Annotated in this window: 1 protein-coding gene; it reads right to left on the bottom strand. The window is 61.6% G+C overall.

From position 1 onward, the window contains the following. Positions 1-554, bottom strand: a 554-nt coding sequence (locus XcuCFBP2542_RS19020) for an apurinic/apyrimidinic endonuclease family protein (protein ID WP_484606946.1), incomplete at both ends; no start/stop codon positions are given.

Below are 554 nucleotides of genomic sequence, written 5' to 3'. Positions count from 1 at the left end.
TCCAGGCCGTGCTGGCGCAGGAAGCCGATGACCGTGGCGCTGTCGAAGTCGTACTGGTGCTTCATCGGCTCCATTGGCTTGGGCTCGATCAGGAAATTGCCCTTGAAGCCGATGCTGCGGCCGTAGTCGCGTGCCAGCGTGAGGAAGCGCGCCATGTTGTCCTGCTCGCGCTTCATCTGGGTGTTGTGCAGGCAGGCATAGCCTTCGCGGCCACCCCAGAACACGTAGTTTTCGCCGCCCAGCTCCACCGTGGCATCGATGGCAGCCTTGACCTGCACCGCGGCGCGCGCTACCACGTTGAAGTCCGGGTTGGTCGATGCGCCATTCATGTAGCGCGCATGCGAGAACAGGTTGGCGGTGCCCCACAGCAGCTTGATGCCGGTATCGGCCTGGCGCTGCTTGGCGATGCCCACCATGTGCTTGAGATTCTTTTCGTACTCGCCGATGTCATCGGCATCCGGTGCCAGATCGATATCGTGGAAACAGTAGTACGGCACGCCGAGCTTGGTGAAGAATTCGAAGGCGGCGTCGGACTTGGCTTCGGCACGATTGAG

The organism is Xanthomonas cucurbitae, from assembly GCF_002939885.1.
GTDB classification, from domain to species: domain Bacteria; phylum Pseudomonadota; class Gammaproteobacteria; order Xanthomonadales; family Xanthomonadaceae; genus Xanthomonas; species Xanthomonas cucurbitae.
This window is presented reverse-complemented; position numbering and strand designations above follow the sequence as displayed.